General features: G+C 29.4%; 7 protein-coding genes. All 7 read left to right on the forward strand.

Translation table 11 applies throughout. The features are described from left to right. Positions 1 to 2: 2 nt before the first annotated feature. The 7 genes from dnaA (at position 3) to gyrA (ending at position 8,944) form a co-directional block, all read left to right on the forward strand. Positions 3 to 1,358 (forward strand): chromosomal replication initiator protein DnaA, encoded by a 1,356-nt coding sequence (gene dnaA / locus CLTEP_RS09680; RefSeq protein WP_066826142.1) that lies wholly within the window; start codon positions 3 to 5, stop codon positions 1,356 to 1,358. A 270-nt stretch (positions 1,359 to 1,628) separates the two neighbouring features. After that, on the forward strand, positions 1,629 to 2,735 hold the full coding sequence (gene dnaN / locus CLTEP_RS09685) for a DNA polymerase III subunit beta (protein WP_066826145.1): 1,107 nt from the start codon (positions 1,629 to 1,631) through the stop codon (positions 2,733 to 2,735). 13 nt (positions 2,736 to 2,748) lie between these two features. Then, entirely contained in the window at positions 2,749 to 2,955 is a 207-nt protein-coding gene (gene yaaA, locus CLTEP_RS09690) for a S4 domain-containing protein YaaA (RefSeq protein WP_066826148.1), read from the forward strand. Positions 2,956 to 3,175: 220 nt separating this feature from the next. Further along, the gene (gene recF / locus CLTEP_RS09695) at positions 3,176 to 4,279 is read left to right on the forward strand and encodes a DNA replication/repair protein RecF (protein ID WP_066826151.1); all 1,104 of its coding nucleotides are present in this window, start codon (positions 3,176 to 3,178) and stop codon (positions 4,277 to 4,279) included. 14 nt (positions 4,280 to 4,293) lie between these two features. After that, a complete protein-coding gene (gene remB, locus CLTEP_RS09700; RefSeq protein WP_066826154.1) occupies positions 4,294 to 4,557 on the forward strand; it encodes an extracellular matrix regulator RemB in 264 nt (87 codons plus the stop codon). 22 nt (positions 4,558 to 4,579) lie between these two features. Next, positions 4,580 to 6,487 carry a DNA topoisomerase (ATP-hydrolyzing) subunit B gene (gene gyrB / locus CLTEP_RS09705; protein WP_066826160.1) on the forward strand — a complete coding sequence of 636 codons (1,908 nt, stop codon included), beginning with the start codon at positions 4,580 to 4,582 and terminating at the stop codon, positions 6,485 to 6,487. 27 nt (positions 6,488 to 6,514) lie between these two features. Next, entirely contained in the window at positions 6,515 to 8,944 is a 2,430-nt protein-coding gene (gyrA, locus tag CLTEP_RS09710) for a DNA gyrase subunit A (protein WP_066826163.1), read from the forward strand. The last annotated feature ends 1,339 nt before the right edge of the window (positions 8,945 to 10,283 follow it).

Below are 10,283 nucleotides of genomic sequence, written 5' to 3' on the forward strand. Positions count from 1 at the left end.
AAATGGGTATCCAACTAAATGAAATGTGGGAAAAAACCATTAATATTGTCAAAGGCGAATTAACTGAAGTTAGCTTTAATACATGGATTAAAAGTATTACTCCACTTGAAATAGATAACAATATATTAAAGTTAAGCGTACCAAATAATTTTACTCGAGACATTTTAGAAAATAGATATAAAGGTTTAATCATTAATGCTGCTAAATTAATTACGTCTAAACAGTATTCAATTGAATTTTATATTCAATCAGAAGATGAACCTGATATAAAAAAAACATCAAAGAATAAAAGCAAAATAAAAAATAGCAATATATCCGTTTCTGAAGAAATTACTTCAACATTAAATCCTAAGTATACATTTAACTCATTTGTAATAGGGAACAGTAACAGATTTGCTCATGCGGCCTCTTTAGCAGTTGCAGAATCTCCAGCTAGAGCATATAATCCACTATTCATATATGGAGGAGTTGGACTTGGAAAAACTCATTTAATGCATGCAATAGGTCATTATATTCTTTCAAATAACCCTAGTAGCAAAGTCGTTTATGTTACTTCTGAAAAATTTACAAATGAATTAATAAACTCAATTAAAGATGATAAAAATGAAGATTTCAGAAATAAATACAGAAATGTAGATGTTCTCTTGATTGACGATATACAATTCATTGCTGGAAAAGAAAGAACACAAGAAGAATTTTTTCATACTTTTAATACATTGTACGAAGCTAACAAACAAATAATTTTATCTAGTGATCGTCCTCCAAAAGAGATTCCTACTTTAGAAGATAGGCTTCGTTCGAGATTTGAGTGGGGACTAATAGCTGATATTCAACCTCCTGATTTTGAAACACGAATAGCTATTTTAAAGAAAAAAGCGGATAATGAAAATTTAAATATATCAAATGAAGTACTAGTTTATGTTGCTACAAAAATAAAATCGAACATACGTGAACTTGAAGGAGCTCTAATAAGGATAGTAGCTTATTCATCATTAACCAACAAAGAAATAAGTGTTGATTTAGCTACTGAAGCATTAAAAGATATTATATCAAATAGATATTCTAAACAAATTACTGTTGATCTCATTCAAGACATAATAGCTAGTTACTACAATTTAAAAGTTGAAGATCTAAAGTCAGCTAGAAGGACAAGAAATATAGCTTTTCCTCGCCAAATTGCGATGTATCTGTGTAGAAAATTAACTGATATGTCCCTTCCTAAAATAGGTGAGGAATTTGGAGGAAGAGACCATACTACAGTAATCCATGCATATGAAAAAATATCTCAAAATATAAAAAAGGATGAAACATTAAAGAATGTAATCGCTGAACTTACCAAGAAAATAAAAAATGAATAATTATTGAGTTGTTCACTTTTTGTTGATAATAAATATTTTTTTCTTGTGGATAAAATATTAATGATATACACCCTGTTGATTATTGTGGATAAAGATTATAAAAACTACTGTACTTATCCACAATAATTTTTATTTTGTTTTTATTGATTTTAAATGCTTTAGATCACTTTTCCACATATCCACAGCCCCTATTACTATTACTACTATTTTTAATTAATTAACCTTATCTATATATAATACAAAAAGTTATTAACAAGGAGGTAATACACAATGAAATTCTTTGTTGAAAAATCTGAATTACAAGAAGCTATATCAAAAGTACAAAAAGCAATTACAAACAAAACAACAATGCCCATATTAGAAGGTATATTAATAAAAGCAGAAAATAATAAACTAATTCTCATAGGTTCCAATACAGAACTAACAATTGAAACAAAAATCAATGCAGACGTAATAGAAGATGGTTCTATTGTAATTGAGTCTAAATTGTTTGGTGAAATTATCAAAAAATTACCTAATTCACAAATAGAAATTCACTCTATTGACGATAATTCAATAAATATAAAATGCCTAAAATCAACAGCAACATTTATTCACATGGATGCTGCTGATTATCCTAAAACACCACAGATTAATGAAAATATGATTTTTTCTATACCTCAAAAATTATTAAAAAATATGATAAAAGGAACTATATTTGCAATAGCACAAGACGAAACAAGACCAATATTAACAGGAGTTCTATTCCAAGTAAAAAATAAAAAATTAAATCTTGTAGCATTAGACGGTTACAGAGTAGCTGTACGAACTGAAAATATTGATAACGATAATGTTATTAATGCAGTTATTCCTGGAAAGACTTTAAATGAAGTAGCTAAAATACTAGAAGAATCTGATGAACCTGTACATATTACCTTTACACCTAATCATATTTTATTTAATCTAGGTAATACAAAAGTTTTATCGATATTGCTAAAAGGTGAATTTATCAAATATGAATCTATAATTCCTAATGAATATAATTTAAAAGCTATCGTGAAAAAAAATGAAATTTTAAATAGCATAGAAATTGCTTCTCTTATTGGAAAAGAAGGTAGCAATAATTTGGTAAAACTGGATATTAAGGATGATACAATAATCGTCACATCTAATTCTCAATTGGGAACAGTAAGGGAAGAAGTCAATATTATTTTGCAAGGGGAAAGTGTTAAAATTGCATTTAATTCAAAATACTTAATTGACGTATTTAAAATAATGGAAGAAGAAGAAATAGTTATGGAATTTTCTAGTAGTATAAGTCCATGTGTAGTTAAGAATAAAGAAAATGATAATTGTACGTATCTATTGTTACCAGTCAGATTAGCAAATAATAACTAAAGAGGTGAAATATATGACTGAAATTAAAATTAATACTGAGTTTATTAAACTAGACTCGTTTATGAAATGGGCAAATATTGTTTCACAAGGTTCTGAAGCAAAGATATATATAAAAGATGGATTGATTAAAGTTAATGGTGAGACAGAAATAAGAAGAGGTAGAAAGCTTTACAAGAACGATATTGTCGAATTCAATGGTGAAGAATACAAAATAGTTTAAACTTCATGTAAATAGTATATATTCAATTCGTAATTTAAGTTTTTATTATATATTATATATAGTACAACGAAAAAATGTAGCATGTAGAAATTTTTATAGTGAACATTAATACAAAATATATGTGTATTAAATATAAACATTGCATATTACGAATTGAAGTAGTATATTTTTTAGATATTAATAAATTAGCATTTATGTTATAATTAGAATAGGTGTTTGTATGTATGTAAAGGAACTTCAATTAATTAACTTTAGAAATTACAAAAATTTAAATATAAAATTGAGTGAAAATATAAATGTATTTGTCGGAAATAATGCTCAAGGAAAAACAAATATTTTAGAATCACTTTACTACTGTAGTTTAGCAAAATCACATAGAACAAATAAAGATAGAGAACTTATTAAATGGGGCGAAAAAGAAGCATATATTAAAGCGTATGTTGCAAGACAAAGACTTGATAAAAAAATTGAATTAAAGATATTTGATAAAGGTAAAAAAGGCATTAACATCAATTCAATAAAGATAACTAAGCTAGCTGATTTTATAGGAACTTTAAACACAGTTATATTCTCACCTGAAGATTTAGCAATCGTAAAGGGATCCCCCTTAAACAGAAGGCGGTTTGTAGATATTGAATTGTGTAAGTTGAGTAAAAAATATTTTTACAATCTTGTTCAATATAAAAAAGTCTTGAATGAAAGAAATGCAGCAATAAAAAAGATAAATAAGTCAAAATTAAATAGTGAAATACTGGATATATATGACAAACAACTCGGATATTTTGGAAGTGAAATTATTCAAAAAAGATTAAAATATATCAAAAACCTAAATTCTATGGGAAGTTGTATTCATGAAGAGATAACTTCGGGAAAAGAGAAGATTTTATTTAAATACATAACGGCTATTAAAGATTTTGATGATATAGAGAATAATCTTTTAGAATTGTTATTGAAGAATAGAAAAAAAGATATTGATAATAATGTAACATCGATTGGACCGCATAGAGATGATTTTTTAATAGAGATTAATGGTATTGATACAAGAGTATTTGGTTCACAAGGCCAGCAAAGAACGGCAGTATTGACTATTAAATTTGCTTCTCTAGAATTGATTAAGAAGATAACAAATGATTATCCAGTTTTGCTACTTGATGATGTACTTTCAGAACTTGATATTGATAGGCAAAAATATGTATTAAATTCTATAAAAAATGTGCAAACATTGATTACTTGTACGGGAATAGTAGAAATAAAAAAGCATTTAAATGATACATCTAAGCTTTTCAATGTTGAGAACGGTACAATTACAGAGATGGAATATTGATGAGGAGGGAGTATATGTTTTTACACTTGGGAGAAAATATTGTGATTCCCGTAAAGGATATAATTGGTATTTTTGATATAGAATCAACTATGTATAGTGCTGATACAAGCCAATTTTTAAGAATGGCTGAAGAAGATGGATTTGTGGAAAGGATAACAAATGATAAAGCAAAATCATTTGTTTTAGCAGAAGTAGATAAAAAAAGCAAAATATTTTTATCACCAATATCGTCATCTACATTGCAAAAGAGAACGGAAACGTTTTATTATGATGCTTAATTGAAGTTAGGAGGGTATACCCATGAATAATAGTCAAGTTTACGATGAAACTCAAATACAGGTACTTGAAGGACTGGAAGCTGTTAGAAAAAGACCTGGAATGTATATAGGTAGTACTAGTTTAAGGGGACTACATCATCTTGTATATGAAATTGTTGATAATAGCATAGATGAAGCACTTGCAGGATATTGTAAAAATATTGAAATAATAGTGCATAAAGATAACTCCGTAACAGTTAAAGATGATGGTAGAGGTATGCCTGTAGGTATTCATCCTAAAATGCAAAAACCTACCGTTGAGGTTATAATGACGGTACTTCATGCTGGAGGTAAATTTGGCGGAGGTGGATACAAGGTATCAGGAGGGCTTCATGGTGTAGGTGCATCAGTTGTAAATGCTTTATCGGTAGAATGTATTGTTGAAGTTGCTAGGGATGGTAAATTATGGAGACAAGAATATTCGAGAGGTAAAGTTTTAACTGATTTAGAGTGTATAGGAGAAACTGATGAACATGGAACAAAAACATATTTTAAGCCAGATCCTGAGATATTTGAAGAAATAGATTTTGATTATGATACATTAGCCCAGAGATTAAGAGAACTTGCCTTTTTAAACAAAGGTATAAGAATTATGTTTGAACATGAAAATGAAGAAAAGAAAAAAGAATTTTATTATGAAGGCGGAATAAAATCTTTTGTTGAGTATCTAAACAGAAATAGAGAGAATTTGCATAAAGAACCTATATACATCGAAGGTAAAAAAAATGACTATATTGTGGAAATAGCTTTACAATATAATGATTCATACACAGAAAATATTTTTTCGTTTGCTAATAATATTGATACGGTAGAAGGTGGAACACACTTATCAGGATTTAAATCTGCGTTAACACGTGTTTTAAATGATTATGCTAAGAAATTTGGATTTTTAAAAGAAAATGATAAAAATCTCTCTGGAGATGATATCAGAGAAGGACTTACTGCAGTAATTTCTATTAAATTAACAGATCCTCAATTCGAAGGACAAACAAAAACTAAACTTGGAAATAGTGAAGTTAGGGGAATTGTTGACAGTATATTTAGTGAAGAATTAAGTTCATTTCTACAAGAAAATCCTCAAATTTCTAAAACAATAATTAATAAAGCATTAAATGCAGCAAGAGCTAGAGAAGCTGCAAGAAAAGCTAGAGAATTAACTAGAAGAAAGTCAGTATTAGAAGGTACTTCATTGCCTGGTAAATTAGCAGATTGTTCTTCAAAAAATCCCGAGGAATGTGAAATATATATTGTCGAAGGAGACTCTGCAGGTGGTTCAGCAAAACAAGGAAGAAATAGAAAATTTCAAGCTATTTTACCATTAAGAGGTAAAATAATGAATATTGAAAAACAAAGGTTGGATAAAATATTGAGTTCTGAGCAGATTAGAGCTTTGATTACAGCAATAGGTGCCGGAATAGGAAAAGATTTTGAAATTGATAAAATTAGGTATAATAGAATAATTATAATGACTGATGCTGATGTGGATGGAGCACATATAACAACTCTATTGTTAACGTTTTTCTATAGATACATGAAGGAAATTGTAGAGAAAGGGCATATATATATAGCTCAGCCACCATTATATAAAATTTTCAAGAATAAAAAAGAATATTATGCTTATGACGATAAAGAACTTAATAAAATATTAAATGAAATCGGTGGTAAAGATAATAAAACTCAGATACAAAGATACAAAGGTCTTGGTGAAATGGATGCAGAGCAGTTATGGGAAACAACAATGAATCCTGAAAACAGGATATTGCTTAGGGTTACAGTAGAAGATGCTATGGCTGCTGATGAAATTTTTACAATTTTGATGGGAGATAAAGTAGAACCAAGAAGGGAATTTATTCAAGAAAATGCCAAGAAGGTTCAAAATTTAGATGTATAGCTAAATATTTTAAAAGAGGTGTAGTACATGAATAATACTGGAAAGGTTTTGAATGTTGATATAAGACAAGAAATGAAAAGGTCTTATATAGATTATGCTATGAGTGTTATCGTAAGTCGTGCTTTACCTGATGTTAGAGATGGATTAAAACCAGTACACAGAAGAATATTATATTCTATGTTTGAGCTAGGTTTAGCGCCTGAAAAAGGATATAGAAAATGTGCTAGAATAGTAGGGGATGTATTAGGTAAATATCATCCACATGGTGATACTGCAGTTTATGATGCATTAGTTAGAATGGCACAAGATTTTTCTATAAGATATACGCTTGTTGATGGTCACGGAAATTTTGGTTCGGTAGATGGAGATTCAGCTGCTGCAATGAGGTATACAGAAGCAAAAATGTCTAAGATAACATTGCAAATGCTAAGAGATATCAATAAAGATACTGTTGATTTTGTACCAAATTTTGATGGTGAAGAAAAAGAACCTTCAGTTCTTCCATCTAGATTTCCTAATCTTTTAGTTAATGGATCGTCAGGAATAGCAGTTGGAATGGCAACTAATATTCCACCTCATAATTTAGGAGAAGTTATTGATGGGGTAATTATGCTCATTGAAAATTCTGAGGTTACAATAGACGAATTAATGACTAAAATTAAGGGACCTGATTTTCCAACTGCAGGTATAATATTAGGAAAAGCGGGTATAGAAAGTGCTTATAAAACAGGAAGAGGAAAGGTTTTAGTAAGAGCAAAAACTGAAATTGAGGAAATAAAAAACAAGACTAGAATTATTGTTACCGAACTTCCGTATCAAGTTAATAAAGCTAGATTAATACAATCAATAGCAGATTTGGTTAAGAATAAAAAGATAGATGGTATATCTGACCTTAGAGATGAATCAGATAGAGAAGGTATGAGGATAGTAATAGATTTAAAGAAAGATGCTAATCCAAATGTGGTGTTAAATAGATTATATAAGCATACTAAAATGCAGGATACATTTGGTATTATTATGTTGGCACTAGTAGATGGGGAACCTAAAGTACTTAATCTAAAGCAAATGCTTAAACATTATTTGGAGTTTCAAGAAGAGATAATTGTTAGGAGAACTCAATTTGAACTTAATAAAGCACAGGCAAGAGCACATATTTTAGAGGGATTAAGAATCGCTTTAGATAATATTGATGCTGTTATTAAATTAATTAGAGCAGCTAAAACAACTTCAGAAGCTAGAGAAGGTTTGATGAATAGTTTTGGATTGTCAGAAAAACAAGCACAAGCTATTCTTGATATGAAGCTTCAAAGATTAACTGGATTGGAAAGAGAGAAAATTGAAGAAGAATATAAAGGATTAATGGAACTAATAGAAGGACTTAGAGCTATACTAGAAAGCAAAGAATTGGTTTTAAAGACAATAAAAGATGAATTATTAGAAATAAAATCAAAGTTTAATGATGAGAGAAGAACAGTAATAGATCTAACTTACACAGATAGCAGCATAAATATAGAGAATTTAATAGAAAAACAACAAATTGTTGTTACTCTTACACATAATGGATATATAAAAAGACTTCCTGTTGATACATATTCATCTCAAAAAAGAGGTGGAAAAGGTATAAAAGGAATGATGACAAAAGAAGATGATTTTGTGGAACATATTTTCACTACATCTACGCATCATAAAATTTTATTTTTTACTAATAAGGGAAAAGCATATGTATTAAAAGGATATGAAATACCTGAGGCAAGTAGAACAGCAAAAGGATTGAATTTAATAAATCTAATTCCTATAGAATCTGGTGAAAAAATTCAAGCAGCAATAGCATTGAAAGAGTTTAGTGAAAATTGTTATCTAATAATGGGTACTAAAAATGGGTTGATTAAGAAAACAGCTTTATCTGCGTATTCTTCTATTAGAAAAAATGGTTTGATTGCATTAAATTTAAGAGAAGATGATGAATTAATTGGAGTAAAGGTAACGACAGGCGAAAGTGAAATTGTCATGATTACTAAAAAAGGATATTGCATAAGATTTAAAGAACAGAATGTAAGAGCTATGGGTAGAAGTGCTACAGGGGTTAAGGGTATAACCTTAAGAGAAGACGATTTAGTTATAGGTATGGATGTAGTTAAAGAGGATGGAGCGTTATTAGTTGTTACTGAGAATGGGCTTGGTAAGAAAACATTAATGTCTGAATATCCACTCAGACATAGAGGTGGAAAAGGTGTAATAACATACAAAGTATCTGAGAAGAGAGGAAACTTAGTAGGAGCTAATATAGTAGATGATGATGATGAAATAATGCTTATAAATAGCAATGGTATAATAATAAGGTTTAGTGTATCAGAAATATCAACCATTGGAAGAAGTGCTATGGGAGTTATATTGATGAGAAGAACAGAGGGCGAAACAGTAGTAGCAATGGCAAAAGTAAATAAGAGCGTTGAATAAAAAAACAATAAGTTATTATTATCCATGTTAAAGTCACAATTTCTATTAGAGGTTGTGACTTTTCTAATGGGGAAAAAGGGGCTAAGAATTAGGTGGTAGAAGAAAAAAGGCACTAGGAAATAAAGAAACAGGTTCCAGAGAAAAAGTAAGTGTGCTAGTTTATAAGATGGCTAGAGTGCTAGACTGTTAGTTTCTAGTTTCCACTCTCTAGTCTCCAGTCTCCAGTACAGATTTGCCATCTGTATACCAGTATCTGTTTTAAGTACTAAGAGCTAAAATAAGTTTGCTAGAGGGCTAGTGCAGATTTGTAACTTGATTACTATATACTTATAATCACCAAATGTTTTTATATACATTTAAGAAATCGTTTAGCGATTTCAACATTAGCTGGTAACTAGCCGACTGGAAAACTAGCATTCTTATATTAGTTTTCATCAAAGTCACAATTTGTTTTGGCGATTGGAGATTGGCGATTGGCAACTATTTATTAGTTTCCAATTTCTAGTCTCCAGTCTCCAGTACAGATTTGCCATCTGTATACCAGTATCTGTTTTAAGTACTAAGAGCTAAAATAAGTTTGCTAGAGGGCTAGAGGGCTAGTGCAGATTTGTAACTTGAAAACTAGCATATATTTAAATAAATTACGTAGTAATTTCGAAACTGATTAGTAACTAGTAATTGACAACCTAGCACATTGCATTCAAGAAATCGTATAACGATTTCATCATTAACTAGCCACTAGCAAACTGGTCAACTAGTAATTTTATTTGAAGAAATTACACAGTAATTTCGAAATTAACTATCTAACTGATAACTGTCCAACTATCAACTAGCAATCTTATTTTAAGAAATTGCGAAGCAATTTCAACCTTTACTATTCTTTATACTCTATTCACTATTCTCTAATTAAGGTTCACTATTCTCTGAATTTGTATTCTATAAAACTTCACCTGGTGTATCAATAATTAAAATAACGAGTAAATCGAAGAATATTTAAGAAAACGCAAATAAATTAAACCTAAATAGTGGATTGCAATATGATAACAAAATATATGTGTGATAGAATACATCTTGTCGTTTCGCAAAGAGACGCTGAGACATGAGAGCGGATAGCTTTTGTATCTAAATGAATTGAAACAAAAAAATTAAAAAAAATGTTGACAGAATCAAAAATATTTGATAATATAAAAAAGTCATCGCAAGATGAAAAATGGTCTTTGAAAAGTAAACAGAGTAAGTAAGAAAAACTCGTAATTCTTTAGAGAATAAAGTCAGTAATGGCTTGAGCAAGATAAACTTTTAAATTGAGAGTTTGATCCTGGCTCAGGACGAACGCTGG

The organism is Clostridium tepidiprofundi DSM 19306 (assembly GCF_001594005.1).
Taxonomy (GTDB): domain Bacteria; phylum Bacillota; class Clostridia; order Clostridiales; family Clostridiaceae; genus Clostridium_AC; species Clostridium_AC tepidiprofundi.